The sequence below is a fragment of the Actinophytocola sp. genome, from assembly GCF_036402745.1.
GTDB lineage: Bacteria > Actinomycetota > Actinomycetes > Mycobacteriales > Pseudonocardiaceae > Actinophytocola.
Genome location: NZ_DASWSJ010000145.1, coordinates 17,995 through 42,268 on the forward strand (window position 1 = coordinate 17,995; position 24,274 = coordinate 42,268).

Below are 24,274 nucleotides of genomic sequence, written 5' to 3' on the forward strand. Positions count from 1 at the left end.
CATGTGCAGGGTGAAATCTCTCGGGTCTAGCTGCCCTCGCGGGCACCGACCACGCGCAGGTGCGCGGGCGCGGACTGGCGGGTCCGGACGGCGATGGGGAGCACGATCTGCTCCGGGCCGGCCGAACCGGTGATGCGCTCCTGGAGCAGGCGCATCGCGCGGTCGCCCATCTCCCGGGACGGGAGCACGACGGCCGCGGCGGTGATCGGCAGGACGTCGAACGGGCCGGCGTCGTCCATGCCGGCCAGGTCGACGTCGCCGGGAATCTCGTAGCCGAGCGCGATCAGGTCCTGCGCCGCGTCGGCCAGCACGTAACCGTTGGCGCACAGCAGGACCGTGGCCGGATGCGGATCCTCCAGCAGGCGCGCCAGCACCTCCCGGCGCCGCTCGGCGGGCTGGTTTCGGTACGGCTGCAGCACGGTGAGGTCCGGGCGCACCGCGATCCCGTGCTCCCGCAACGACTCCACGTGCCCGGCGAGCCGGTCGCGGACGCTGGTGACGTCGACCTCGTCCCACAGCGTGGCGATGACCCGGTGCCCCGCGGCGACGAGCTCGTCGGTGAGCAGCCGCCCGGCGGCGAAGTTGTCCGCGATCACCGAGTCGGTGGGCAGGTCCGGGCGGTACCGGTCGACCATCACCAGCGGCACGTCGCGCCGGCGCGCCTCGGCGTACGCGCTGACGCTGGTGCCGCCGTCGGCCGGGTAGACGATGATCCCGTCGACGCCGTGCTCGAGTGCCTGGCGCAGCGCCTGCTCCTCGCGTTCCGGGTCGCCCTCGCAGTGCCGCAGGAACACCCGGTGGCCGAACTCGGCGGACGCGGCCTCGATGCCGGCGAGCACCTGCGACACGTGCGGGCCGTGGTTCTGGAGGATGCAGGCGATGGTGCCGGACCGGACCGGACCGTCGCTTTCGGACTCCGCGCGGTCGGCGACGAAGGTGCCCTGCCCCCGCCGGCGCACCAGGTGCCCCTCCGCGGCGAGGTCGTTGAGCGCGCGCACCGCGGTGGCGTGGCTGACCCCGAACCGCTCGCAGATCTCCCGCTGAGTGACGAAACGTCGGCCCGCTGAGTACCTGCCCGTGGCGATGTCAGCCAGCAGCGCTTGCTTGACCTGCTGGTAGAGCGGCTGCGGACCGTCGGCCATGCCTCGACTTTAACATGTCAAAGGCCATTGACATGTTAAATTCATCGGACGTATCGTCCCTGTCACTTCCACGTGGGTCAGTCTTCGACATCGAGGTTGGAGGACACGTGCGTACACGTCGTCTGAGGCTCCTGCTCGCCCTGGCCACCTCCGCCGCTCTCGCCGCCGGCACCACCGCCTGCGCCGGCGACGCCGGCGGTGGCGCCACCACCCTGGAGATGTGGACCTTCAAGCAGGCACACGTCGAGCCGCTGAAGGCGGCGGCCGCGAAGTTCAAGGAACAGACCGGGATCACGGTCAACATCACCCCCTACACCCCGGACGACGCGTTCAAGAGCAAGATCCAGAGCGCCGCGCAGAGCCACGCCCTCGCCGACGTGTTCGAGGTGCACGCGGCCGGCGAGGACTTCGTGCTCGGCGGCTCCGGCATCCTCGCCGACCTGTCGTCCAATGTGGACGCCGCGTGGCGGGCCCGGTTCGTCGACGGGGTCGCCGACGCGGGCAAGGTCAGCGAGGACCGCTACCAGCGCTCGCTCAAGCCGGAGGCACCGGACGCGGGCATCGAGAAAGGCCAGCTGTTCAGCCTGCCGTTCACGATCGGGACGTTCGGCGTGATCTACGCGAGCAGGAGCAAGCTCCAGGCCGCGGGACTCGACCCCGCGAAGCCACCGAAGACCTGGGGTGAGTTCATCTCCTGGCTCGAGGCCACGCACGCCGAGGACGCCGCGACCGGCGGGCTCACCGTCGGCCTGAAGTCGCCGACCACCGGGTTCAACTGGATGCTCGAGCCGCTCGCGTACGCCTACCTCGGCAAGGACGCCTACCAGGCGCTGTGGAGCGAGGACCCGGGCAAGGCGTGGGGCAGCCCGAACGGCAAGCGCGTGCTCAGCCTGTACGACCAGCTCACGCCCTACTGGACGCCCGGCACGCAGACGCTGGCCATCGACGACGCGGACCGGTCGTTCGCGCAGGGCAAGTCCGCGTTCGTGCTCGGCGGCACGTTCACGCTCGCGGCGATCGAGCAGAACGGCATGAACCCGAGCGACGTCGTCTACTTCGGCGTCCCGCCGGCCGAGGGCGGCGCGAGCAGCGAGCTCGGCCTCGCCCCGCTCGCGCTCACCGGGCTCGCGGTCTCGGCACAGACCGAGAAGACCGACGCCGCCGTGCGATGGCTGGACTTCCTGACCAAGCAGCAGCAGGCCGGCGCGTTCGCCCAGGCCTCGCTCGACCTGCCCGGCACCGACCTCGGCGCGGACACGGCCGACCTGCTCGGCCCGGACCTCGCGGGCATGCAGGACATCTTCGGCAGCGCGGCGGACGGCGCCTACGACCCGGCGGACGTGTCCTTCTTCAGTCCGGCCTATGTGGACACCCAGGCCGGCGACGCGCTGATCCGGATGTCCCCGCTGAACCAGAGCGACCCGGCCAAGGCCAACCGCGAGCTGGGGTCGATCGTGGCCACGTCCTGGCAGAGCTGAGCGGGCCGACGTGCTGAGCCCCGCCGTTCTCGAGCCGGCGGTCGGGCGGGCCACGCGCCGCGTGTCCCGCCCGGCGCCGCGCCGGTTCCGCCTCCGCGAGTCGCTCACCGGCTACGCCTTCATCCTGCCGGCGACCGTGCTGTTCGCGGTGCTGGGCGTCTACACCGTCGGCTACGGCCTGCTGCTGAGCCTGGCCCGGTGGAACGGGTTCGCACCGAAGTGGATCTGGGTCGGCCTCGACAACTACCTCGACGTGCTCTACCGCGACCCGGCGCTGGCCCCACTGGTGCGGGACGCGGCGTGGAACACCGGCCTGGTGATGATCGGCGTGCCGGTGCTCGCCGTGCTCGTCGGCCTGCCGATCGCCCTGGCGCTCAACCGGATCCGGCTGCTGCGGACCACGCTGCGGACGGTCTTCTTCCTGCCGTACGTGACCACGGGTATCGCGGTGTTCTACGCGTGGACCTACGTGCTACAGCCCACCGGCTCGCTCAACGCGATGCTCGGCGCGCTCGGGCTGGGCTCGCTGGAGCAGCCGCAGGGCTTCCTCGGCAACCCGTCGACCGCGCTGCCCACGCTGATCGCCGTGATGGCCTGGTCGTCGATCCCGGTGTCGATCCTGCTCTACCTCAGCGCGTTGCAGGCGATCGACCCGGAGATCCTCGACGCGGCCAGGGTGGACGGCGCGGGCGGCGCACGCGTGCTGTCGTCGGTCATCTGGCCGCTGCTGCGCCCGACGACGGCCGCGGTGATCCTGCTGAACCTGCGGGACAGCCTGCACGGCTTCCAGGTGTTCCTGCTGATGACCAACGGCGGGCCGGGCGGCACCACGAACGTCCTGGGGTTACAGGCCTACAAGCTGGCGTTCTTCGCCGACCTGCGGCCCACCCTCGGGCTCGCGAGCGCGCTGGGCTGGCTGCTGTTCGTCGCGGCCGTGCTGCTCGCCGCGCTGAACCTGCGGCTGCTGCGGAGCCGGACGTGACGGCGGAGGTGACGGCGGACGTGCTGGCCCCGCGGCGGGCCGGCACCCGGCACGCCGGCGGCCTGCCGGGCCGGGCCGGCGCCTACGTGCTGCTGGCGCTCTACGCGCTCGTCAGCCTGTACCCGTTCGCGTGGATGCTGTCCGGCGCGTTCAAGGACAACCGCGAGGTGCTGGCCGGCGGCGGGCTCATCCCCGCCCGGCCCACGCTGGACACGTTCGCGAAGACGTGGGGTGAGCTGGACTTCCCGCGGTACTTCCTGAACAGCCTGATCGTCACCGGGTCCACCGTGCTCGGCGTGCTGGTCGTGTACTCGCTGGCCGCGTACGCGTTCGGGGTGCTGAACTTCCCGGGCCGCCGGGCGATCTACGCCGGGTTCATCTCGCTGCTGTTCGTGCCGGGCATCACCGTGCTGCTGCCGGTGGTGATCCTGCAGCAGGAGCTGGGCATCCTCGGCACCCACCTCGGCATCGTGCTGCCGTTCGTCAACGGCACCGCGCCGCTGTCGATCCTGTTGCTCACCAACAGCTTCCGCGCGGTACCGGCCGAGCTGCGGGAGTCCGCGCGCTGCGACGGCGCGGGTGAGCTGCGCACGTTCTGGTCGATCTACCTGCCGGTGTCGCGGCCCGCGCTCGTCACGATCGCGCTGCTCACCGCGGTGCCGACGTGGAACGAGTACGTGCTGAGCCGGGTGTCGCTGTCGGACCAGAACGCGTTCACGCTGCCGCTGGGCCTGCAGAGCCTCACCGCGATGACCGCGCCGGAGTACAACGTGATCATGGCCGCCTCGCTGATCATCGTGCTGCCGGTGGTCGTGCTGTTCATCTTCGTGCAGCGGTACTTCGTCAACGGGTTGATCGGCGCGGTCAAGGGCTGAGAGGGGCATTCGTGAAGGTCCTGGTCACCGGGGCCAGCGGCACGCTGGGCACCGAGGTGGTCGCGCACCTGCGGTCGGTCGGCCTCGACGTGCGCACGCACGACCGGGCGGGCGACTCGGGCGACCTGCGGGACCGGTCCGTGGTGGCCGCGGCGCTCGACGGGGTGGACGCGGTGGTGCACGCGGCGGCCATCCCCGAGCCGATCAGCCACCCGCCGCACGAAACGTTCGGCAACAACGTGGAGACCACGTTCCACGTGCTGGACCAGGCCGGCCGGGCCGGGATCCGCCGGGTCGTCAACGTGTCGTCGGCCTCGGCGTTCGGGTTCGCATGGTCGTCGCGGTCGGTGTCGCCGGTGTCGGTGCCGGTCACCGACGAGCACCCGTACGTGGGCGACGACGTCTACGGGCTGTCCAAACAGGTCGGTGAGCTGATCGCGGCGACGGCGAGCCGGCAGTGGGACATGACCGTGGTGAGCCTGCGGTTCCCGTTCATCGGCTCGGGCGAACGGCTGCGCCGCCACCTCGAGCCCATCCACGCCGACCCGGGGGCCGACCGCGCGGGCCTGTGGGCCTGGCTGCACACCCTGGACGCGGCCCGCGCGGTGGCCGCCGCGCTGACCGCCGACGTCACCGGCGCGCCGGTCGTCACGGTGGCCGCGCCGGACACCACCGCGCTGGAGCCGACGGCAGACCTCTTGCGCCGCTTCCATCCGAACACGAAGATCGAGCGAGAGCCCGCCGGCTTCGACACGGTGTTCGACGTCACGCGCGGCTACGACCTGCTCGACTACCACCCGCGACACGGCTGGCGGTGACCCGGATGGCACAGGTGCTGATGGTCCGCGGCGGCTGGGAGGGCCACCAGCCGGTGGCGGCCACCGACCGGTACGCGGCCGTGCTCACCTCGGCCGGCCATGAAGTGTCCACTTCGGACACCCTGGACGTGTACCTCGACGCCGAGCGGCTCGCGGCCACCGACCTCGTCGTGCAGTGCTGGTCGATGGGGTCCGCCACGGAGGAGCAGGTCACGGGCCTGGCCGAGGCGGTCCGGGCCGGCACCGGGCTCGCCGGCTGGCACGGCGGCATCGTCGACGCCTTCCGCGACAGGCCCGCCTACCACCTGCTCACCGGCGGGCAGTTCATCCACCACCACAAGGAGTTCGTGCGCTACCCGGTGCGCGTGGTCGCCGAGCACGAGGTGGTGGCGGGGCTCGGGACGTTCGAGGTGCACAGCGAGCAGTACTACGTGCACGCGGACCCGGGCAACGAGGTGCTCGCGGTCACCGACTACGTCGACGACCCGGACCGGCCGTGGCTCGGCAACCCGACGATGCCGGTCACCTGGGTGCGGCGGCACGGCGCCGGGCGGGTGTTCGTCACCACGATCGGGCACCGGCTCGCGGACCTCGAGGTGCCGGCCGTACACACGATGATCACCAGGGGGCTCGCGTGGGCGACGCGTTGAGGGTCGGCATCGTCGGGATCGGGAACATCAGCGGGCAGTACCTCGCCACGCTCCCCCACCTCGACGGCGTGCGGGTCACGGCCGTCGCGGACCTGGACCACGCGCGGGCCGTCGCCGTCGCCGACGCGCACGAGGGCGTGCGGGCCGCCGCGCCCGCCGAGCTGCTCGCCGCGGCCGACGTGGACCTCGTGCTCAACCTCACCGTCCCGCAGGCGCACGCCGAGGTGGCGCTGGCCGCGATCGCCGCCGGGAAGCACGTCTACAACGAGAAGCCGCTGGCCCTGACCACCGCCGACGGCCGGCGGGTGCTCGACGCCGCCGACGCGGCCGGGGTGCGGGTGGGCTGCGCGCCGGACACCGTGCTCGGCACCGGCACGCAGACCGCGCGGCAGCGGCTGGACGCGGGCGGCATCGGCGTCCCGGTCGCGGCCACCGCGTTCATGGTCTCGCCCGGCCCCGAGCGCTGGCACCCGAGCCCGGAGTTCTTCTACCGCACGGGCGGCGGGCCGCTGCTGGACATGGGCCCGTACTACCTCACCGCGCTGGTCACGCTGCTGGGCCCGGTCCGCCGAGTCTCCGGCATGACCGCCACCCCACGGGCCACCCGGACGGTCGGCAGCGGCCCGCTGGCGGGCACGGACTTCCCGGTCGAGGTGCCCACGCACGTCACCGGCGCCCTGGAGCACGCGAACGGCGCGGTGTCGACGCTGCTGATGAGCTTCGACGTGTGGGCCGCCGAGCTCCCGCGCATCGAGGTGTACGGCACCGAGGGCTCGCTGTCCGTGCCGGACCCCAACGGCTTCGGCGGCCCGGTGCGCCTGTTCCACCGGGACAGTCCGGAGTGGACAGAGGTGCCGGCGTCGGCCGGCTACCGGGACGCCGGCCGCGGCTGCGGCGTGGCCGACCTCGCGGCCGCCATCGCCGGCGGCCACGCCCACCGGGCGAGCGGCGAGCTGGCCCTGCACGTGCTGGACGTCATGGAGTCACTGCTGCGCGCCGCGGAGTCCGGCCGCGCGGAGAAAATCGAGAGCACCTGCCCCCGCCCCGACCCGATGGCGCTCACGGGGGCCTAGCGGGGCGTGACCTCGGCCATCTCGCCCCAGCCCTCACCCTCGGTCGACACGCTGACGATCGACGGCTTCGTCGCGACCACGTCCGGCATCCAGCCCATGGCCTTCTTGAAGTGGTCGGAGGTCACGTGTGCCTCGCCCGTGCCGTCGCGGAACGCCTCCACCAGCACGAACTGGTTCGGGTCGTCGACGCTGCGGGACCACTCGAAGAAGATGTTGCCCGGCTCGCCGCGGGTGGCCTGGGTGAACTCGTCCACCAGCTCGAGCCAGCTGTCGGCCTTCTCCGGCCGGATCGTCCACTTGACACAGATGAAGATCACGTCGCCGCCTTCCTCGACAGGGCGCTTCGACACCACCATGGCGAACCCGCCCGCCGCGCGCCAGCGCGACGGGCCGGTTTTGGACCGTAGGGCCGAAAGCTCCTACCGCGCGGCGCTCCTGCGTGGCCAAAATGCCAGGCCACGGGCTGCGCTCACGGAGTTCAGGCGTCCTGCCGGACCCGGTTCTCCCACTCCCAGTCGGCGATGATCGACCAGCAGCAGGCCGCCGCGTCCGGGTCGACCCGTTCGAGGAGCAAAATGCCGAAATCCGGCATCCGTTCGTATACCGGCTCCACCGGCCACTCCCACCCGCTTGTCGCCATGTGTTCCCCAAAGGATCCCGCTACGAATGTCGCTCGAGCCTTCAGATTAGTTTCAGAATCGACGGTTCCGTAACCTGCTGGCTACATTCGCATTTTCCGGATTCTGACCAGATCGGTCCGGCCGATGGCTCGATGATACCTTCCCGCGGCGCCTTTGCGGCGGCACACTTTCCGGGTGAACAGAGCCCTTCTCGTCGTCGATGTCCAGGAGTCCTTCCGCGTCCGGCCGCTGTGGCGCACGGTGTCCAACCCGGCGATCGTGGACCGGGTCGACGAACTGGTGGCCGCGGCGCGGGCGGCCGGTGACCTGGTGGTCTGGGTGCTGCACGCCGAGCCCGGCACCGGCACGGTGTTCGACCCCGCCGCCGGGCACGTGCGCCCGATCGACGGCCTTCGCCCGGGAGCCGGCGAGCCGATGCTGACCAAGACCGCGCACAACGCCTTCACGACGACCAACCTGCAGCAGCTGCTGGTCAGCCGCGGTGTGCGTGAGCTGGCCGTGTGCGGGATCCGCACCGAGCAGTGCTGCGAGACGACCGCGCGGGTCGGCTCGGACCTCGGGTACGCGGTGACCTTCGTGACCGACGCGACCGCGACGTTCCCGATCCCGCACTGGTCCGCGCCGGCCGACCGGACCGTCGAGGAGCTGCTCGCCGACCCGCGCACGCTGCCCGCCGCGGCCGTCGTCGAGCGCACCGAGTACGCCCTCGCCGGCCGGTTCGCCACGGTGTCGACGGTGGCCGGTGTGATCGGCGGTATCCTGACCAGATCGTGAGCAACGTCGTCTTTCTCCTCGTGCCGGGTGTGCACCTGCTCGACCTCGCCGGGCCGGCCCAGGCGTTCTTCGCCGCGGCGGATCTCGGGCACGAGTATTCGTTGCACTACGTGGCCGAGCGAACGAATATCGTGACCGCCCAGGGTTTGCCGATCGCCGCGTCGCTTTCCTGGCCCGAATTGTCCGCGGATGACCTGATCGTCGTTCCCGGCTGGCGGGCGCCCGAGCTGAGCGGCACCGGCCGGCTGAGCCGCGCCACGCTCAACCGGCTGCGTGCCCACCACGCGGCGGGCGGCACGGTGGCGAGCGTGTGCGCGGGTGCCGACGCCCTCGGCCGGGCGGCCCTGCTCGACGGCCGGCGCTGCACGACCCACCACGACCTGCAGGACGAGCTGGCCGCCCGGCACCCGAAGGCGAGCGTCGTGCGCGACGTGCTCTACGTGGTCGACGGCCGGGTGGCGACCTCGGCCGGCATCGCGAGCGGCATCGACCTCGCCCTGCACCTGATCGCGACCCGGCACGGCCCGGGCGACGCGGCCCGGGTCGCGCGGGAGATGGTCGTCTACGCCCGCCGCAACGGCGACGAGCCGCAGGCCAGCGCCCTGCTGCGGCACCGCTCGCACGTCGACGAGACCGTGCACCGCGTCCAGGACCTGATCGACGCCCGGTTCGCGTCCCGGCTGCTCCTGACCGAGCTGGCGTCCGCGGCGGGGTGCAGCCCGCGCACGATGACCCGCCAGTTCGGCCGGGCGACCGGCCTCACGCCACTGCGCTACCAGCACCTGCTGCGCCTGGAGCGGGCCGAACACCTCCTCGGCCACGGCGCGACGATGGACGCGGCCGCCCGCGCGGTCGGCTTCGAGGACGCCCGGATGCTGCGCCGCCTCCGCGCCCGCGCCTAGGACGTGAGACCGCGGCAGTGCGTGCGCAGGGTCGGGCCGAGGTGCTCCATCGCGTGCCGGAGCGTGGTCCGGGGCATCGCCGCCGCGTGGGTGTCGAGGAACGTCAGCAGCCGCGCCCGGTCCTTCGCGCCGGCCGCGCGGAGCCAGCCGCCGGGTGCTCAGCTCAGCGAGCCCGGCGACGAAGCCTGTCGCGGTCACCAAGGCCTGTCTCGTAGATCATCGTGTTGAAGTCATCCACTGACCACCGGAACCCTCAGGGGACCGTGACGGCACCCAACCACCATCCACCTCGATACCCGCACTATTAGCTGGGACGCGACGCACACTTTTAAATCCCGGGGAGGCGGACTGGACCGTGACGGCACCCAGCCACCACCCACCCCGAAACCCGCACCATCCGCCGGAACGCAACGCACACTTTAAATCCCAGGGAGGTGGACTAGCGGGCCGTGATCTGCTGGACCGACCAGCGGTTGCCGTCCGGGTCGGCGAAAAAGGCGAAGCCCTGGTTGTTGAGGTCGTCGTCGTCCCTGGCCGGGCGGAAGCCACCCGGCCCGGCGACCTGGACCTCGCCGATGTCCACGCCGCGCTCGACCAGCTCGGCGCGGGCGGCACGCAGGTCGCGGACCACCAGCTGCAGGCCCTGCAGCGAGCCCGGCGCCATCTCCCCCACCCCCTTGCCGATGACGATCGAGCAGCCGGACCCCTTGGGCGTCAGCTGCACGATCCGCAGCTCCGGCCCGAAGTCACTGTCATGGTCGACGCCGAAGCCCATGCGCGACGCGTAGAACTCCTTGGCATCGTCCACATCGGACACCGGCACCACGACCACCTCGAGCGTCCAGTTCATCGCACACCTTCCATAACCGCCTAGTTCTATAACCGAGGAGTTGTCTACAGGGTCCGGTGCCCGGTGTCAAGCACGGACGACCCCGCGGGCTGCGTCGCCTCCGCCGGGGGTCTGAACTGAGTAATCTCGGGGTCATGAATCAGCTGACCACCGAGCGGCTCGTCGTGCGCGAGTGGGAGCCGGCCGACGCCCCGGCCGCGCTGGCCATCTACGGCGTCGAGAAGGTCACCCGGTGGCTCACCCCGGCGATGGGCCAGGTCGACGACGAGTCGGCGATGAGCGCGGTGCTCCAGGCGTGGATCGAGGCGCAGCCGAACATGATGCCGCCCCGGGGCCGCTGGGCCGTCCAGCGCCAGGATGACGGTGCGGTGGTCGGTGGGCTGGGCATCAGGCTGCTGCCGCCGTACGAGGAGGACCTGGAGCTGAGCTGGCAGCTGCGCCCGGAGGAGTGGGGCCACGGCTACGCGGCGGAGGCCGGGACCGCGCTGATCAAGTGGGCCTTCACCCAGGAGATCGACGAGCTGTTCGCGGTGGCCCGCCCCAACAACACGCGGGCGATCGGCACCGCCAAACGGCTGGGCATGGCCTGGGTCGGTGAGACGGACAAGTACTACAACCTGCACCTACAGGTGTTCCGCATCCGCCCGAGCGATTTGGCAGAGGCCGAGTAGCCAACACCCGAGCGACGCGAAGCGAGCAGCACAAGCTTGCTACGCCAGAGCGAGCAAGGAACTCAGTGGCGGGAGCCCAGGTAAAGCGAGGGCGGCTCCACAGGACCAAGCTCCAGGACAGGCCCACCCAGCCGAGCCGTCAACGCCTGTGCCAACCGCAACAACGCCTCCACGGCCCGCAACGCCCGCCCCCCGTCCGCCGCGGCCTTGACCATGGAGACGCTCAACGCCCCGACCGGCCCCCCAGCCCCCAGAATGGCCGCCCCGAAACACACCATCCCGAGTGCGGTCTCCTCGTCGTCGATCGCGTAGCGCCGCTGGCGGATCCGCTCCAGCTCGGGGGCGAGGACGGGCATCGACGTGATGCTGTGCCGGGTCAGGGAATCGAAGGTGTCGTCGGCGTACAACGCGGCGGCGGTCGCCGGCGGTAGGGCGGCGAGCAGGGCCTTGCCACTGGCCGTGCAGTGGGCGGGGAGGCGCATGCCGATCTCGTAGTGGATGGCCACCGGGCGGCTGCCGGCGCGGGTGTGGACGTAGAGCACGTTGCGACCGTCCAACAGGGACAGGACGATCGTGTCCTCGGCGAGGAGGCCCAGCTCGGTGTCCACCCGCCGGAACTCGGTGGCGATGTCCGAGCGGGCGAGGTAGGCCCGGCCGAGCTGGACGACCTTCCAGCCGAGCTGGTAGGTCCCGGCGCTGGAGCGCACGAGCAGGCCGGACTCGACCAGCGTGGTGCACACGGACAGGCAGCTGCTCTTGGGTGCGTCGATGGCCCGGGCGATCTCGCTCAGCGTCATGCCGCTCGCACTGGCGGACACCACCTCGAGCATTCGCGCCGCGCGCGCGACGGCGGGCACGGTCGGCTTCGGATGGGTCGCGGTCATGTCGACGACCATCCGATCATCGCCGCAGCCGCCGGGCAAGTACCACCACCGACCCGACCACCGCCCCGAGAACCAGCAAACGCTTGCCGACCGGCACCGCAACCGGCGGCGGGTGGCGGTTCGGCCGCGGCGGCGGGGCGGACCCACGTGCCGAGGGCGGTCACGTCGCCGTCGAGCAGCCCCTCGGCGCTGGTCGACGCGTCGAGCACGCCGAGGGTCCGGCCCTTCCCGTGCGGCTCCCTCACATCAGGTTTGCCGTTAGACGACCGGAAGGTTGGGCAGGCAGGGCGGCGCGCCGGCGGCCGGGTCGAGGGCGCGGCGCACGTAGCCGATCGCGCGCGGCGAGTAGGACATCGAGAGGTGGTCGGACAGGTCGAGCGGGCAGCCGTCCTGGAGGGTGATGTTGTCGACGGTCGCGCCGGGGCCGGGGGTGAGGAACGTCGAGTCGTACGGCGTGGTGATCTCGTCGTACCGGGTCGCGATCACCGTGTAGTGCACGCCGGGCTCGGTGTCGCCGCCGGCGTTGAGGTCGGCGAGGAACTGCGAGCCGCGGACCTGCTGCTCGCCGGCGACGCCGATGAACGGGCCGCTGAGCCCGATGACGCCCAGCGTGCGGGCGAGCGTGCCGATGCCGTCCAGCGTGGTGCCGTGGTGTGTCGAGCCGAGGGTGACCAGGGTCGCGACCTTGCCGGTGCCGCCCTCGAACCGCAGGTATTGGCGGGGCATCATGCCGCCCTGCGAGTGCCCGACGATGTCCAGCTGGGACGTGCCGGTGGCGGCGAGCACCTGGTCGACGTAGGTGGCCAGCTCCTTGGCCGACCGGCGGATGTCGCTGGTGCCCTTCAGGACCGGCGGCACGCTGGCCAGGTCCTCGTCGGTGTCGCCGAAGTTCAGCGCGAAGACGCAGTAGCCGTCCCGCTTCAGCACGGGCGCCAGCTTGGCCCAGTTGTCGTACCGGTTCTCCCAGGTGCCGTGGACGAGCACGACCGGCCGCGGGTGCGCGGCACCCGGCCGGCAGGACCAGTCGTTGGCGCCGGGTGGGCTCGCGTCGGGATGGCCGAGCGAGTAGCCCGCCGCGACGACGAAGCTGGACGTCTCCGGCCCGGCCGCGGGGGCCGCCTGCGCGGCCGGCGTGGCGAGGGCGAACAACACGACCACGAACACGGACACCACCGCGACCACGACACTGGACAGACGGCGCATCATCGAGCCTCCCGGGAGCCGCACAGATCATCCGATGCTAGGCCGGTCGGGCGCAACCGTCGGTCACGGATATCCCGCGGGCTGTTTCTTGTCATCCGGGAGACAACTCCGCCCCGGCGGACTGCGCCGGGGCACGAAAACCGTCGGTGGGCGCTGCCACGATCCGGACGGCCTCCGGTGGGTACACCCCCCAGCACGCCTCGACCAGGTGCCAGGGATCCACCCCAAGGAGTCCGCCGTGACGCAGCCGCAGTCCACTCCCCCGCTCCACTCGGGTCCGATCCTCTCCGCCCGGCGCGCCCTGGTCAGCGTCGGTGCCGGGCTCGTCGCGGGTGCCGGCGTGGCGCTGCTCGGGGCGCCGCAGCTGCTGCCGCTCGTCAGCTGGATCATCGCGGCGGCCGTGGCGGTGACCTGGGTGTGGCGGGTCTGCTGGGGGCAGGACGAGACCGGCACCGAACAGCTCGCCGAGGAGGAGGCCACGTCCCGGACCACCGACACCTGGGTGTTGCTGGCGGCGGTGGCCAGCCTCTCCGCCGTGGTCGCCGCCCTGGTCCAGTCCAGCAGCCGCCAGGACGGCATCGCGGTGGTCTCGGTGATCCTCGGTGTCGTGAGCGTGGCGCTGTCGTGGGCGCTGGTGAACACGGTCTTCGCGCTGAAGTACGCCCGCCTGTACTACGTCGACGAACCGGACGCCGGCGGGATCGACTTCAAGCAGAAGGAGCCCCCGGCCTACAGCGACTTCGCCTACCTGGCCTTCACGGTCGGCATGTCCTTCGCGGTGTCCGACACCGAGCTCACGCAGACCAGGATCCGGAAGGTCGCCGTCGGCCACGCGATGCTGTCCTACGTGTTCGGGACCGGGATCCTCGCCGTGGCCGTCAACCTGGTGACCAACCTGGGCCAGTCCTGAGCCGCGTCAGTGGCCGCGGGTGGCGTACCGGTGGCGGCCGATCGTGGCGGTGATCGTCAGCGGGACCGCGACCACCAGGGTGATCACGAAGATCTGCTGGAAGCTGCCCGCGTCGACCAGCGGGCCGAAGAACGCCGCGCCCAGCGCGCTGCCCGTGAACAGCATCGTCGCGAACAGCGACACCGCCGTGGCCCGCGAATTCGGCGCCATGTCCGTGGCCCACGTCTGCAGCGTCGAGTGCATGAACGCCCACCCCGCGCCGAGCAGGACCGTGCCGGCCACCACCGGCACGACCGCGTGCGACACGGTCAGCAGCAGGTAGGCCAGCACCGCCAGCGAGCCGCCCACCAGGATCAGCATCGCCGGCGCCATCTTCCGCGACCGGGCCTTCACCACCCGCGCGAACACCAGCACCGACGCGCCGTACGCCGTGGTCAGCAGGCCGGCCACGGTGACGCTCAGCCCGCTCGCGTGCAGCACCACCGGGAAGAACGTCAGCGGCCCGAGCAGCACCAGCCCCTCGGTGAGCGCCAGCAGCAGCACGAGCAGCGCCGGCCGGTTCACCAGCACCGCGCGCAGCGACGTCCACACCGGCGCCGGCGCCGCCACCACCGGCTCGGGCAGCCGCCGCATCACGACCGACAGCACCGCGGCGACCACGGCGGTCAACGCGAACGCCACCCGCCAGCTCGTGAAGTCGGCCAGCGCACCCGCGCCGACGGTGGCCAGCGACATGCCCACCGCGGTGCTCGTCATGAGGTCGGTCAACGGCGCCTGGCGCACCCGCACCGGCACCGTGTCGCCGATGTAGACCAGCGCGCTGGGGATCGCGGCGGCGAAGCACGCGCCGGTCAACCCCCGCGCGGCCACCAGCCAGCCGACGTCCGGCACCGCCGCCGAGGCGAGGCCGCCGACCGCGGCGAACGCGAGCGCCAGCCGCATCGTGCGGACCCGGCCGAGCCGGTCGGAGACCATCGCCCAGCAGATCTGCGCGATGCCGTAGCAGAGGAAGTACGTCGCCGCCGCCTGGCTGACCGACTCCACCGAGCCGTGCAGCTCGGTGGCGATCACCACCAGCATCGACGCGATCATCAGCCGGTCGAACGAACTGGTGAACGCCGCCACCTGCAACAGCCGCAACGAGCGCGCGGCCTCCGCCGGCACAGTCGTCTGCTCAGTGCTGCTCGACACGCGCTCCCCACTCCGCCCCCGAACGGGCCGCCCCCAACGTACCTTCCCAGCGCAGGTAGAGGTCATGGTCGACGTCACACTGGTCGAGCACCCGCCCGGCCATGAAGTCCACCAACGCGGCCACGTCCCGCGCGCCCGCGTAGAACGCCGGGCTGGCCGGCATGATCACCGCGCCCTCCGCCGCCAGCGCCCGCAGGTTGTCCAAAGTGGACAAACGCAGGGGTGTCTCACGTAACACGACCACGAGCCGGCGGCGCTCCTTCAGCGTCACGTCCGCGGCCCGCTGGATGAGGTTCGACGTGGCACCGGTGGCCACCGCGGCCACGGTCGCGGTCGTGGCCGGCACGATGATCATCCCCTTCGTCCGGTACGACCCGGACGACGGACCGGCGGCGAGGTCGCCGGCGGGCCAGTACCGCACCCCCGCCACGTCCCGGCCCAGCCAGCCGGCCAGATCCGCCTGCCAGTGCTTGTCCCGCACCGACCGCCCGGTCTCGTCCAGCAGCGTCAGGCGGGCGGCCTGGCTCACCATCACGTCGATGTCCTCGCCCGCGTCGAGCAGGCCACGCAGGATCGCCGCCGCGTAGGGCGTGCCGCTCGCGCCGGTGACACCGACGAGCCAGGGACGGCGGCGCGCGGCCGGGCTCACGACGACCCCTCGGGGGCTCGGTGAAGCCGCTCGCGGTCGCCCTGTGTTGATTGTTCGCTCGCAAGCTCGCTCAGTGACATTGGTTCGCTCGCAAGCTCGCCCTGTGGCACCGATTCGCTCGCAAGCTCGCCCTCTGACACCGATTCGCTCGCAAGCTCGCTCAGTGAAACCGATTCGCTCGCAAGCTCGCTCATGACACCGGCCGCCGTCCTCCGGTGCGCGCGGTGATCCGCTCGGCGCACGCGCTGACCTGCGCGCCGATCCGGGCGGCGTTGTCCTGGTGCAGCTCGGTGAAGAACGCGAGCGAGCACACCACCCGCACCACCTGCCCGCGCTTGTCGAACACCGGCGCCGCGACCCCGCTCTGCGCCATGTCGTACTGCTGGATGCTGGTGGAGAACCCGCGCTCCCGGGTCCTCGCGAGCGCCTCGCGCAGCGCCTCCCGGTCGGTGATCGTGTGCGGGGTGAAGTGCTTGAGCCCCAACCGGTCCACCAGCTCGTCGACCTGGTCCGCCGGCTGCCACGCGTGGTAGGCCTGCATCAGCGCGGGCGCGGAGAACGGGAACGTCTCCCCCACGCCGACGGTCACCCGCACGCCCAGCTGCCGCTCGGCCTTGACCGTCACCACGTACCCGCCGGAGCCGTCCGGCTCGACCACGAACACCACGAACCCGAGCCGCCGGGCCAGCTCGTCGATCTCCTGCTGGGCCACGGCGTTGCCCATGGTGTCGGTGACGCCGGTGAGCGTGAGCAGCTTCGGCCCGAGCATCCAGCCGGCCCGCTCGCCGGTGGTGGTGACCCAGCCGGCGCGCTGCAGCGTGGCGAGGATGTTGTAGCAGGTGCTGCGGTTGAGGCCCAGCTCGGTCACGAGATCCTTGGGCGCCACCGCATGCGGCCACTCCGCCGCCAGCCGCTCCAGGATCCGCACCGCCGACGACACCGCCGGCACGTCGCTCGCCACAGTCGCATTCCCCTGTCTGCTCAGCTCGCCCGGGTCACGGTGCGAGTACCTCCGCCCACTTGGTCAGCACCGACTCTAGGTAGTCGGGGTCGCCTGTGGACACCGCGGGAAACGTGGCGCGCCGCTCGAACGGCCGGCAGGCGTCGATGACGGCCCTGCTGTTGTACGGCGGCGCACCCTCGACCAGCATCGGGTCCAGCTTGCTGCCCCACGTGCCGTCGATGATGTCGATGTCCCGCTTGGGGTCGCAGCGGGTGCACATCGCCCACACGACCTCGTTGAGGTCGGCCACGTCGATGTCGTCGTCGACGACCACCACGAACCGGTTCATGTACGCCGCCGCCGGCAGCTGCGCGGCCAGGTGCCCGACCTGCCTCGCGTGGCCGGCGTAGCGGTGCTCGATGGACACCGCGATGAACAGCCGGCCGCCGCCCGCCTCGTGCGCCCACGCGCCGCGCACCCCGGGCACGCCGGCGCCGACGAGCGCGTCCTCGATCATCGCGGACTTCATCACCGTGCGCATGTAGGAGTAGTCGTGCGGCGGCTTGCCGGGCGGCGCGCCGAGCAGGATCGGGTCGTCCCGGTAGTACATGCGGGTGATCTCCAGCGCGGGCGCCGGGCGGCGCTTGCCGGAGTAGTAGCCGGTCCACTCGCCGAACGGGCCCTCGTCGCGCAGGTGGTCCGGCCGCAGCCAGCCCTCGATCGCGACCTCGCTGCCCGCGGGGATCGGCAGGCCGGTGTGCTCGCCGTGCAGCACCGGCAGCCGCTCGCCGAGGATCGCGCCGGCGTACTCGAGCTCGGAGGTGCCGGCCGGGACCTCGGTGCCGCCGGTGACCAGCAGCACCGGGTGGTGGCCGAAGGAGACGGCGACCGGGGCCTTGCCGTGCCGGTCGAACCAGCGCTGGACGTGCTGGGCGCCGTGCTTGCCGGGGACGGCGTTGATCGTGGCCGAGCGGCCCTCGTCGACGACCTCCATCCGGTAGCAGCCGCCGTTGATGTCCTTGGTCTCCGGGTCCTGGGTGACCACCAGGCAGCCGGTGCCGACGTAGCGGCCGCCGTCGCCGGCGTGCCAGCGCGGCACCGGCAGCGACAGCAGGTCGACGTCCGGGCCTTCGACGACGTTGGCCAGCAGCGGGGCGTCGGTGACCGTCTCGGTGGGATGGTCGGCGGCGGCCCGCGCCCAGGTCGATGGCTTGCCGCGCAGCGCCGCCACGAGACCCGCGTCGTCGAGGTCGTCGCCGAGGCCGAGGGTGAGGCCGAGCCGGCGGGCCGAGCCGGTGCTGCCGGTGAGCACCCGGCCGGCCGGGTAGTCCGCGATGTCCTCGAAGAGCATCGCCTTCGGGTGCGGGCGCTGGTAGCTCAGCTCCGCGATCGCGCCGAGCTCGGTGTCCCAGTGCGCGCCGCGGACGTGCCGCAGCTCGCCGAAGGACTCGACGCGCTCGAGCCAGCCGCGCAGGTCGGTCATCGGACCTCCCCGAGCAGGTGGGCGGCCACGAGGTCGAGTGCCCCGGGCGCCTCGAACAGGCTGAAGTGCCGCGCGCCCTCGAACACCCGCAGCCGCGCCCGCGGGATGCCGTCGGCCAGCGCGCTCGCCATCGCCGGCGGCGTGGCGTAGTCGTGCTCGCCGACCACGACCAGCGTGTCGGCGGTGATCGACGGGAGCATCGCGGTGCCGTCGAACGCGCCGAGCGCGAGGCAGGCCTGCGCGTGCGCGCCGGAGTCGGTGGCGAGGAACAGGTCCGCGAGCCGCTTGGCCTCGACGGGCTCCCGTTCCAGGAAGTCCGGCGAGAACCACCGGTCCAGCTGGAACTCCAGCTGCTTGTCCCGCGGCTTGCCGATCGCGTCGCCGGCCCGCTGCGCCCACGCGGCCGCCTTGCCGGGCCCGTAGGTCGCCGTGGTGTCGGCCAGGACGAGGCGGCTCACCAGGTCCGGGTGGGTGCCGGCCAGCGAGACCGCGACGCAGCCGCCCATCGACATGCCGGCCACCGCGACCGGGCCGTCGCCCAGCCGGGCGATCAGCCCGGCCGCGTCCCCGGCCAGGTCCTCGATGGCGAACGCCGATCCGTCCCATGCGGACTCACCGTGCCCACGCGCGTCCATCGCGACGACGCGGGCGTGCGGCTCGAGCTTCTCGACGAGCGGCCGCCACAGCTCACCCGACATCGCGAGGGAATGGAGGAGCAGCACCGTACTCATCGGGGTGACCTCCGCTCGGCGGCGGTCGCGACGGCCTTGCGAATCTCCGGGTACGTGCCGCACCGGCAGATGTTGCCCTCCAGGTGGTCGGTGATCTCCTGCTCGCTCGGACGCGGGTTCTCCGCGAGCAGCTCGCGGGACATCAGCACGAACCCGGGGATGCAGTAGCCGCACTGGGCCGCGTCGCAGTCCACGAAGGACGACACCACGTCGTCGTTCTCGTCGAGGCCCTCGGCGGTGGTGATCTCCGCGCCGTCGTAGCGCAGTGCCAGCGCGAGGCAGCTGGACACGCTCATCCCGCCGGCGAGCACCGTGCACGCACCGCACGCGCCGACCCCGCAGCCCTCGCGCACGCTCGTGGTGCCGACCTTCTCGCGCAGCACGTCGAGCAGCAGCGTGTCGTCGGCGACGGCCACCTGGTGCCGGACGCCGTTGACGGTCAGGGTGATCCGGTTCATGCCCTCTCCTCCAGCGCGGCCACGACGGACTCCGGCGTCATCGGCAACGTCGTGAGCCGCACGCCGACCGCGTCCCGGATCGCGTTCGCGATGGCCGGGGCGACGCCGAGGATTCCGGTCTCCCCCACGCCCTTCGCGCCGAACGGGCCGGTGTCGTGCGGGCTCTCGACGATGATCGGGGTCAGCTCGTCGGGCAGGTCCTTGATGGACGGCAGCTGGTAGTCCAGCAGCGTGCCGTTGATCAGCTGGCCCTGGTCGAGCACCAGCTGGTCGAACAACGCGTGCCCGATGCCCATGATCGCCGCGCCGGACAGCTGCTGCTCCACCAGCCGCGGGTTGATCGCCCTGCCGACGTCACCGGCGACCGCGAGATGCTCGAGGTGCACCCGGCCGGTGGCGGTGTCGACCGCGAGCCGCACGCCGATCGCGCCGGCGAACCAGTGCTCGGTGACCTTCGCCGAGCGGCCGGTCTCCTTGTCGTAGGGCACCCAGTCGGAGGTGTAGTTGGCCTCGGTGGTGAGCGTGGCGCCGCGCGCGCCGAAGTGGCTGTGCACAAGGTCCGAAATGGACACTTCGGCGTCCGCGTGACGCAGGCCGTCCGGCGTCAGCGAGACCTCCCCGGCCGGCACGCCGAACCGCTCGGCGGCCAGGCCGAGGAGCTTGCCCCGCATGGCTTCCGCGACCCGGCGGACGGCGTTGCCGGTGTGGTAGGTCGACCGGCTGCCGGCGGTGATCGTGTCGTACGGGGTGGCGTCGGTGTCCGCACGCACCACGTGGATGCGCTCGGATGACATCCGCAGCACGTCGGCGGCGATCTGGGCCATGATCGTGTCGCTGCCCTGGCCCATGTCGACCGTGCTGATCAGCAGCGTGGCCGACGCGTCCTGGTTGAGCTGCAGCACCGCGTTCGCGATCGTCGGCGTCAGCACGGCCTTCACGCCGACCGCGACCCCGCGGCCGCGGCGGATCCGGCCGGTGCCCCGGTCCAGCGGCTCGGACCAGCCGATCGCATTCGCGACCGCGTCGAGGCAGCCGACGAAGTCCGCGCTGTGCATCCGCGTGCCCATCGGCGCCTCGTCGCCCTCGCGCAGCAGGTGCTTGCGGCGGAACGCGTACGGGTCCTCGCCGAGGGAGTGGGCGAGCTCGTCGATCAGCGACTCGTGCGACCAGGTCACCTGGGGCACGCCGAACCCGCGGAACGGCCCCGCGGAGGGCTTGTTCGTGTAGACGCAGCGGGACCGCACGGTCGCGTTCGCGATCCGGTACGGGCCGGGCGCGACCATGCCGGACTTCGCGGCGATGCGCGGCCCGACGTCGGCGTAGGCGCCGGTGTCGTAGCGGACGTCGGCGATCGCGCTCACCAGGTCGCCCTCGGCGTCGGCGGTCATGCTCGACGTCACGCCGACCCCGTGCCGGGTGGTGAGCAGGAACGACTCCTCGCGCGAGGCCACGAGCCGGACCTTGCGCCCGGTGGTCCACGCGAGCGCGGCGGCCAGCGGCTCGAGCCGGTCGTACATCTTGGCGCCGAAGCTGCCGCCGAGCGGGCGGGTGGTCACCCGGACCCGGGACAGCGGCAGGTCGAGCAGGTCGGCGATCGTCTGCCGGACGTAGGACGGGGTCTGCGTGGTGGAGAGCATCTCCAGCCGGCCGGCGTCGACCCACGCGATCGTGCACGGCAGCTCGATCGGCACGTGGTGGGTCGGCGGCGCCCAGAACTCGCCGGTGACCGTGTGCGCACCGGCCGCCCGCGCGGCGGCCGCGTCGCCGTGGCGCAGGTTGTACTCGTAGTTGACGTTGGTGTCCCGCACGCCCCGCAGGTGGCCCAGGTCGCCGAACACCGACGACGGCCGCAGCTCGTCGTGGACGTACGCGGTGCCCTCGAGCGCGTCGGCGAGGTCGTAGACCGGGGTCAGCTCCTCGTACTCCACCCAGACCGCGTCGGCCGCGGCGCGCGCGGCGGCGAGGTCGGCGGCGAGCACGGCGGCCACCGGCTCGCCGACGTAGCGCACCTTGTCGTAGGCGAGCCCCGGCTGGTCGGCGAACGCCGGGCCGGTGAGCAGCCGGTCGCCGAGCTGCTTGTGCAGGTCGGCGCCGGTGACGACGGCGTACACGCCGGGCATGGCCAGCGCGTCCTCGACGTGCACCGCGGAGATCAGCGCGTGCGGCCGGGTGCCACGGTGCAGCGCCACGTGCGCGCCCGCGCCCACCGGCTGGTCACCGACGTGCGAGACGAGCCCGCGGACCCGGCCGACCATGTCGAACCGCGCCCGCCGGCCACCGACCCACCCCTGCTCAAGCATTCCCTGTGTCCTTCCACGCGGTGTCCCTCCACGCTGTGTCCCTCCACGCGGGGTCCTTCCACGCGGCCCGGACCGCGTCCTCGACCGTGACCCGCGCGAGCCTGCGCTTGTACCCGGCCCCGCCCCGCACGTCCGGGATCGGGTCGAGCTCCGGCTCGACGACCTCGAGCGCGGCGTCCACGGCCTGCTGGTCGTCCATCCCGGTGGCGTCGAACGAGACGTACCGCGGCGTCGGCGCCACCGCGCCGAGTCCGATGTGGACCGTGCGGCCGGCGACGAGCACGGCGGCCGACGCGCACGGCCAGTCGTTCTCCCCCAGCGAGGAGCTCTTCACGAACCGGCCCGCGGACCCGGCCGGCTGGCTGGGGATCCGGATGCCGGACACCAGCTCGTCGGGCTCGAGCGCGGTCTGCTGGAAGTCGGTGAAGAACTCGCGCACCGGGATGTCCCGGGTGCCGCGCACCGAGGTGGCCCGCACGATGGCGCCGAGCACGAGCAGCGCGGTGGGCGGGTCGAGCCGGTAGTCGCCGTGCGCGAGGTTGCCGCCGGCGCTCGCGGTGTTGCGCACCCGCGGGTTGGCGACCTGGTGGTAGGCCGCGGCGGCCAGCGGCGCGGTCGCGCGGACCCGCTCGTCGGTCTCCATCCGGCGCAGGCTCACCATCGGCCCGACCGTGACGCCCGAGGCGTCCACGGCGATGTCCCGCAGGCCGGGCACGGTGGCGAGGTCGACGAAGTTGTCCGCGAAGAGGATGCCCTGCTTGACCAGGATCTGGATGGCCGTGCCGCCGCCGTACACCATCGGGTTGTCCAAAGTGGACAGCAGGGTGGCGGCCTCGTCCAGCGAGCCCGGCCGGTGCAGCGCGGGCATCAACGCCCCCGCCGGAACACGGCGACCACGAGCGCCACGAGGGACGTGACGGTCGCGAGCACGGCGAGCTTCCGCGTCGCCGCGGCCGCGAGCTGGGTGTCCGCCGGCGCGCCGACCGTCTCGGTTGCCGTGCCGGCGACGGTGGGGACCACGCGGGCGGTCTTCCTCGCGGCCTTGGTCGGCGGCAGGTCCTCGACCGGGGCACCGCACGCGATGGCCAGCGACCTCGCGAACTCCAGCTCCACCTCGCGGCTGCGCCGGCGGATGATCGGCTCGCCGAGCCGGCCGAGCTTGCCCCACAGCGCCATGTCCATCTCGTAGCCGACGACCGAGGCGTCCCGGCCGGCGCCGGTGGGCCGGACGGTCAGCCGGGCGTCGATCTTGATCGAGCTGCCGAGCTTGCGGTCCTCCCCCTTGAGCACCGCGGTGACCTGCTTGTCGCCCGCGTCGTCGGTCACCGACGCGATGGCCGCGGAGAACCCGGCGGAGAAGCGCACGTGCGCGACCTCGTTGACCAGCCGGCCCCGGTAGTTCTTCTCGTCGACCCGCTCCAGCTCCTCGCAGCCCGGGATGCAGCCGCGCATGGTCTCCGGGTCGAAGAAGAGCGGGAAGACCTTGTCGGGTGCCGCGGGGACGGAGAACTCGGACGCAAGTTTCATGTAGACCGCCATAGGAGACGAGTGGTCCTGTCAACGAGACACTAAGAGCGGGTCGCCGGAGTGTCAAGCAGGACGAAACAGGATCGAAACAGACCTTGACTCCCCCGTTTACCACTCCTAGCATCCGCTCCACAAGACAACGAGTGTCGTATAGAGGACCAGGGAGTCTTCCCCATGGCCATCCCCCGTCTCGCCACCATCGCGATCGCCGGCCTGCTCGCGCTGAGCGCGGCCGGCTGCGCCGCCGGCCAGGGCAACGCCAACGACGGCGACCCGCGCACGCTGCGCATCGCCCACAATTCCAACGCCGCCGCCCTGCCCGTCCAGGTGGCGATCGCCGAGGGGATCTTCGCGAAGCACAACCTGACGGTCGAGTTCACGAAGGTGGAGAACATCGGCACGCTGCCGGGCACGCTCGGCCGCTCGTTCGACGTCGCGCTGTCGGTGCCGACCACGGTGATCGCCGCGGCCCAGCAGGGCATCCCGGTCACCCAGGTGTCCGGCGCCACCCTCGACGTCGAGAACAACCCCACCGGCTTCGTCATCGGCTCGAAGAGGTCCGGCGTCACCGACATCAAGCAGCTCGCGGGCAAGACCCTGGGCGTGCTCACCGAGACCGGCACCACGCACACGGCCACCAAGGCGTGGCTCAAGCAGGAGGGCGTCGACCCGGCGAGTGTCAAGATCGTCCAGGTGGACGGGCCTGCCCAGGCCGACCAGCTCGCCGCCGGGCGGGTCGACGCGGTGGAGACCGTGATGCCGTTCGCCACCAACGTGCTGCGGGACGAGAACGCGGTGAACCTCGGCGACCCGTACCTCAAGCTCGCGCCGGAGCTGTCGGCCATCCTGTGGATCGCCAAGCAGGACTTCGCCGCGCGCAACGCCGGCGTGCTGAAGGACTTCCGGGCCGCGCTCGACGAGGCCCAGCGGTTCATCAAGGCCAACGACCCGAGGGCGCGCGAGGTGCTCAAGAAGTACACCGGCCTGCCGGACGCGGCGATCAAGGCCGCGGTGCTGCCGACCTACACGACCGAGATCCGCCCCGACGACCTGAAGGTCTGGCTGCGGGCCATGAAGGACGCCGACGGGTTCTCCGGCGACGTCGACCTGGGCGCGCTCACCGCGGCGCGGAACTGATC

26 protein-coding genes and 1 pseudogene are annotated in these 24,274 nt (G+C 72.0%); 11 read left to right on the forward strand and 16 right to left on the reverse strand.

Annotated elements, in window-relative coordinates; genetic code table 11:
• Nucleotides 1–26: 26 nt before the first annotated feature.
• Nucleotides 27–1,142: a GntR family transcriptional regulator gene (locus VGD70_RS14240; RefSeq protein ID WP_331081917.1), complete on the reverse strand. Its 1,116-nt coding sequence runs from the start codon at nucleotides 1,140–1,142 to the stop codon at nucleotides 27–29.
• Between the two features lie 107 nt (nucleotides 1,143–1,249).
• On the opposite strand from VGD70_RS14240, the gene VGD70_RS14245 reads away from it, so the two are divergent.
• The 6 genes from VGD70_RS14245 to VGD70_RS14270 are packed head-to-tail and all read left to right on the forward strand — an operon-like array spanning nucleotide 1,250 to nucleotide 7,018.
• The gene (locus VGD70_RS14245) at nucleotides 1,250–2,620 is read left to right on the forward strand and encodes an ABC transporter substrate-binding protein (protein ID WP_331081919.1); all 1,371 of its coding nucleotides are present in this window, start codon (nucleotides 1,250–1,252) and stop codon (nucleotides 2,618–2,620) included.
• A 10-nt stretch (nucleotides 2,621–2,630) separates the two neighbouring features.
• Nucleotides 2,631–3,602, forward strand: a complete 972-nt coding sequence (locus tag VGD70_RS14250; protein ID WP_331081920.1) for a sugar ABC transporter permease — start codon at nucleotides 2,631–2,633, stop codon at nucleotides 3,600–3,602.
• The gene (locus VGD70_RS14255) at nucleotides 3,599–4,477 is read left to right on the forward strand and encodes a carbohydrate ABC transporter permease (RefSeq protein ID WP_331081921.1); all 879 of its coding nucleotides are present in this window, start codon (nucleotides 3,599–3,601) and stop codon (nucleotides 4,475–4,477) included. Before VGD70_RS14250 ends, VGD70_RS14255 begins: the two co-directional genes overlap by 4 nt.
• Nucleotides 4,478–4,488: 11 nt before the next feature.
• On the forward strand, nucleotides 4,489–5,295 hold the full coding sequence (locus VGD70_RS14260; RefSeq protein WP_331081922.1) for an NAD(P)-dependent oxidoreductase: 807 nt from the start codon (nucleotides 4,489–4,491) through the stop codon (nucleotides 5,293–5,295).
• 5 nt (nucleotides 5,296–5,300) lie between these two features.
• Nucleotides 5,301–5,945 (forward strand): ThuA domain-containing protein, encoded by a 645-nt coding sequence (locus VGD70_RS14265; protein WP_331081923.1) that lies wholly within the window; start codon nucleotides 5,301–5,303, stop codon nucleotides 5,943–5,945.
• Entirely contained in the window at nucleotides 5,930–7,018 is a 1,089-nt protein-coding gene (locus tag VGD70_RS14270; RefSeq protein ID WP_331081924.1) for a Gfo/Idh/MocA family oxidoreductase, read from the forward strand. The genes VGD70_RS14265 and VGD70_RS14270 overlap by 16 nt, the downstream gene beginning before the upstream one ends.
• Here the strand turns inward: VGD70_RS14270 and VGD70_RS14275 are convergent.
• Both VGD70_RS14275 and VGD70_RS14280 read right to left on the reverse strand, forming a co-directional pair.
• Complete coding sequence (locus VGD70_RS14275; protein ID WP_414637963.1) at nucleotides 7,015–7,368, reverse strand: putative quinol monooxygenase; 354 nt, start codon at nucleotides 7,366–7,368, stop codon at nucleotides 7,015–7,017. The genes VGD70_RS14270 and VGD70_RS14275 overlap by 4 nt on opposite strands.
• 128 nt (nucleotides 7,369–7,496) lie before the next feature.
• Nucleotides 7,497–7,631: a hypothetical protein gene (locus VGD70_RS14280; protein ID WP_331081925.1), complete on the reverse strand. Its 135-nt coding sequence runs from the start codon at nucleotides 7,629–7,631 to the stop codon at nucleotides 7,497–7,499.
• Between the two features lie 202 nt (nucleotides 7,632–7,833).
• On the opposite strand from VGD70_RS14280, the gene VGD70_RS14285 reads away from it, so the two are divergent.
• Both VGD70_RS14285 and VGD70_RS14290 read left to right on the forward strand, forming a co-directional pair.
• Nucleotides 7,834–8,433, forward strand: coding sequence for an isochorismatase family protein (locus tag VGD70_RS14285; protein ID WP_331081926.1), 600 nt, complete (start codon nucleotides 7,834–7,836; stop codon nucleotides 8,431–8,433).
• Complete coding sequence (locus tag VGD70_RS14290) at nucleotides 8,430–9,335, forward strand: GlxA family transcriptional regulator (protein ID WP_331081927.1); 906 nt, start codon at nucleotides 8,430–8,432, stop codon at nucleotides 9,333–9,335. Before VGD70_RS14285 ends, VGD70_RS14290 begins: the two co-directional genes overlap by 4 nt.
• Here the strand turns inward: VGD70_RS14290 and VGD70_RS14295 are convergent.
• Both VGD70_RS14295 and VGD70_RS14300 read right to left on the reverse strand, forming a co-directional pair.
• Nucleotides 9,332–9,478: pseudogene (locus tag VGD70_RS14295) on the reverse strand (DNA alkylation repair protein); the annotation flags it as partial. The gene VGD70_RS14290 and the pseudogene VGD70_RS14295 sit on opposite strands and share 4 nt — an antisense overlap.
• Nucleotides 9,479–9,774: 296 nt before the next feature.
• Nucleotides 9,775–10,185 (reverse strand): VOC family protein, encoded by a 411-nt coding sequence (locus VGD70_RS14300; protein ID WP_331081928.1) that lies wholly within the window; start codon nucleotides 10,183–10,185, stop codon nucleotides 9,775–9,777.
• Between the two features lie 134 nt (nucleotides 10,186–10,319).
• Between VGD70_RS14300 and VGD70_RS14305 the strand changes: the two genes are divergently transcribed.
• Nucleotides 10,320–10,856, forward strand: a complete 537-nt coding sequence (locus VGD70_RS14305; protein WP_331081929.1) for a GNAT family N-acetyltransferase — start codon at nucleotides 10,320–10,322, stop codon at nucleotides 10,854–10,856.
• A gap of 62 nt (nucleotides 10,857–10,918) precedes the next feature.
• On the opposite strand, the gene VGD70_RS14310 is transcribed toward VGD70_RS14305, so the two are convergent.
• Both VGD70_RS14310 and VGD70_RS14315 read right to left on the reverse strand, forming a co-directional pair.
• The gene (locus tag VGD70_RS14310; RefSeq protein ID WP_331081930.1) at nucleotides 10,919–11,740 is read right to left on the reverse strand and encodes an IclR family transcriptional regulator; all 822 of its coding nucleotides are present in this window, start codon (nucleotides 11,738–11,740) and stop codon (nucleotides 10,919–10,921) included.
• A gap of 258 nt (nucleotides 11,741–11,998) precedes the next feature.
• A complete protein-coding gene (locus VGD70_RS14315; RefSeq protein WP_331081931.1) occupies nucleotides 11,999–12,946 on the reverse strand; it encodes an esterase/lipase family protein in 948 nt (315 codons plus the stop codon).
• 235 nt (nucleotides 12,947–13,181) lie between these two features.
• On the opposite strand from VGD70_RS14315, the gene VGD70_RS14320 reads away from it, so the two are divergent.
• A complete protein-coding gene (locus VGD70_RS14320; RefSeq protein WP_331081932.1) occupies nucleotides 13,182–13,853 on the forward strand; it encodes a DUF1345 domain-containing protein in 672 nt (223 codons plus the stop codon).
• A 6-nt stretch (nucleotides 13,854–13,859) separates the two neighbouring features.
• On the opposite strand, the gene VGD70_RS14325 is transcribed toward VGD70_RS14320, so the two are convergent.
• The 9 genes from VGD70_RS14325 to VGD70_RS14365 form a co-directional block, all read right to left on the reverse strand.
• Nucleotides 13,860–15,044: an MFS transporter gene (locus tag VGD70_RS14325; RefSeq protein ID WP_331081933.1), complete on the reverse strand. Its 1,185-nt coding sequence runs from the start codon at nucleotides 15,042–15,044 to the stop codon at nucleotides 13,860–13,862.
• A complete protein-coding gene (locus VGD70_RS14330) occupies nucleotides 15,028–15,693 on the reverse strand; it encodes a UbiX family flavin prenyltransferase (RefSeq protein WP_331081934.1) in 666 nt (221 codons plus the stop codon). The genes VGD70_RS14325 and VGD70_RS14330 overlap by 17 nt, the downstream gene beginning before the upstream one ends.
• Nucleotides 15,694–15,883: 190 nt before the next feature.
• A complete protein-coding gene (locus VGD70_RS14335) occupies nucleotides 15,884–16,654 on the reverse strand; it encodes an IclR family transcriptional regulator (protein ID WP_331081935.1) in 771 nt (256 codons plus the stop codon).
• A gap of 34 nt (nucleotides 16,655–16,688) precedes the next feature.
• Nucleotides 16,689–18,119 carry a UbiD family decarboxylase gene (locus VGD70_RS14340; RefSeq protein WP_331081936.1) on the reverse strand — a complete coding sequence of 477 codons (1,431 nt, stop codon included), beginning with the start codon at nucleotides 18,117–18,119 and terminating at the stop codon, nucleotides 16,689–16,691.
• On the reverse strand, nucleotides 18,116–18,850 hold the full coding sequence (locus tag VGD70_RS14345) for an alpha/beta hydrolase (RefSeq protein ID WP_331081937.1): 735 nt from the start codon (nucleotides 18,848–18,850) through the stop codon (nucleotides 18,116–18,118). The genes VGD70_RS14340 and VGD70_RS14345 overlap by 4 nt, the downstream gene beginning before the upstream one ends.
• The gene (locus tag VGD70_RS14350; protein ID WP_331081938.1) at nucleotides 18,847–19,308 is read right to left on the reverse strand and encodes a (2Fe-2S)-binding protein; all 462 of its coding nucleotides are present in this window, start codon (nucleotides 19,306–19,308) and stop codon (nucleotides 18,847–18,849) included. Before VGD70_RS14350 ends, VGD70_RS14345 begins: the two co-directional genes overlap by 4 nt.
• A complete protein-coding gene (locus tag VGD70_RS14355; RefSeq protein WP_331081939.1) occupies nucleotides 19,305–21,608 on the reverse strand; it encodes a xanthine dehydrogenase family protein molybdopterin-binding subunit in 2,304 nt (767 codons plus the stop codon). Before VGD70_RS14355 ends, VGD70_RS14350 begins: the two co-directional genes overlap by 4 nt.
• Entirely contained in the window at nucleotides 21,601–22,476 is an 876-nt protein-coding gene (locus VGD70_RS14360) for an FAD binding domain-containing protein (RefSeq protein ID WP_331081940.1), read from the reverse strand. Before VGD70_RS14360 ends, VGD70_RS14355 begins: the two co-directional genes overlap by 8 nt.
• The gene (locus VGD70_RS14365) at nucleotides 22,476–23,135 is read right to left on the reverse strand and encodes a CoxG family protein (RefSeq protein WP_331081941.1); all 660 of its coding nucleotides are present in this window, start codon (nucleotides 23,133–23,135) and stop codon (nucleotides 22,476–22,478) included. The genes VGD70_RS14360 and VGD70_RS14365 overlap by 1 nt, the downstream gene beginning before the upstream one ends.
• A gap of 174 nt (nucleotides 23,136–23,309) precedes the next feature.
• Here VGD70_RS14365 and VGD70_RS14370 point away from each other — a divergent pair, with 174 nt between their 5' ends.
• Nucleotides 23,310–24,272, forward strand: a complete 963-nt coding sequence (locus tag VGD70_RS14370) for an ABC transporter substrate-binding protein (RefSeq protein WP_331081942.1) — start codon at nucleotides 23,310–23,312, stop codon at nucleotides 24,270–24,272.
• Nucleotides 24,273–24,274: the final 2 nt, after the last annotated feature.

Excerpts from the sequence above, each read along its gene's own strand:
- VGD70_RS14300 (WP_331081928.1), bottom strand. The coding sequence starts at position 10,185 with ATGAACTGGACGCTCGAGGTGGTCGTGGTGCCGGTGTCCGATGTGGAC.
- VGD70_RS14365 (WP_331081941.1), bottom strand. The coding sequence starts at position 23,135 with ATGAAACTTGCGTCCGAGTTCTCCGTCCCCGCGGCACCCGACAAGGTC.
- VGD70_RS14340 (WP_331081936.1), bottom strand. The coding sequence starts at position 18,119 with ATGACCGACCTGCGCGGCTGGCTCGAGCGCGTCGAGTCCTTCGGCGAG.
- VGD70_RS14265 (WP_331081923.1), top strand. The coding sequence starts at position 5,301 with ATGGCACAGGTGCTGATGGTCCGCGGCGGCTGGGAGGGCCACCAGCCG.
- VGD70_RS14240 (WP_331081917.1), bottom strand. The coding sequence starts at position 1,142 with ATGGCCGACGGTCCGCAGCCGCTCTACCAGCAGGTCAAGCAAGCGCTG.
- VGD70_RS14350 (WP_331081938.1), bottom strand. The coding sequence starts at position 19,308 with ATGAACCGGATCACCCTGACCGTCAACGGCGTCCGGCACCAGGTGGCC.
- VGD70_RS14370 (WP_331081942.1), top strand. The coding sequence starts at position 23,310 with ATGGCCATCCCCCGTCTCGCCACCATCGCGATCGCCGGCCTGCTCGCG.
- VGD70_RS14360 (WP_331081940.1), bottom strand. The coding sequence starts at position 22,476 with ATGCCCGCGCTGCACCGGCCGGGCTCGCTGGACGAGGCCGCCACCCTG.
- VGD70_RS14345 (WP_331081937.1), bottom strand. The coding sequence starts at position 18,850 with ATGAGTACGGTGCTGCTCCTCCATTCCCTCGCGATGTCGGGTGAGCTG.
- VGD70_RS14310 (WP_331081930.1), bottom strand. The coding sequence starts at position 11,740 with ATGACCGCGACCCATCCGAAGCCGACCGTGCCCGCCGTCGCGCGCGCG.
- VGD70_RS14315 (WP_331081931.1), bottom strand. The coding sequence starts at position 12,946 with ATGATGCGCCGTCTGTCCAGTGTCGTGGTCGCGGTGGTGTCCGTGTTC.
- VGD70_RS14305 (WP_331081929.1), top strand. The coding sequence starts at position 10,320 with ATGAATCAGCTGACCACCGAGCGGCTCGTCGTGCGCGAGTGGGAGCCG.
- VGD70_RS14355 (WP_331081939.1), bottom strand. The coding sequence starts at position 21,608 with ATGCTTGAGCAGGGGTGGGTCGGTGGCCGGCGGGCGCGGTTCGACATG.